General features: G+C 70.6%; 1 pseudogene. It reads right to left on the bottom strand.

Going from position 1 to position 418, the window contains the following annotated elements:
• Positions 1-418: pseudogene (locus D3105_RS34235) on the bottom strand (hypothetical protein); the annotation flags it as partial.

Genomic DNA, 418 nt, shown 5'->3' with positions numbered 1-418 from the left:
CGGCGTCACCCTCGTACGGGGATTCCTCGGCCTGGTTCTTCACCTGGACCGACAGCTCGAACGGGATCGGCTCGGCGCCGTAGGACTCCTTCAGTTCGGGGCTGAGGGAGACCGACAGGTAGTACCAGCCGGCGAAGCGCATGGCGCTGACCTGGGACGAGGAGTCGAACCGGTTGCGGTAGTCCACCGGCGGCAGCGGCCGCAGGGACGCGGACGCGGGGCCTCCGGAGTACGAGAGGGTGGCGTCGGAGACCGGTCCCTGGGCGGGGTTGGCCAGCGACAGCGTGAGCGCGCTGCCCACGAAGTCCGTGCTGGAGCTCGTGCTGTTGGAGAGCCCGGCGGTGGCGTGGATCTGCTGGCCCCAGTCCACCGGCACCCGGTAGAACCGGGTCTGCCCGGGGGCGACGGTGTCCTGCCA

Origin of the sequence: Streptomyces globisporus (assembly GCF_003501885.1) — a bacterium.
GTDB lineage: Bacteria > Actinomycetota > Actinomycetes > Streptomycetales > Streptomycetaceae > Streptomyces > Streptomyces globisporus_D.
This window is presented reverse-complemented; position numbering and strand designations above follow the sequence as displayed.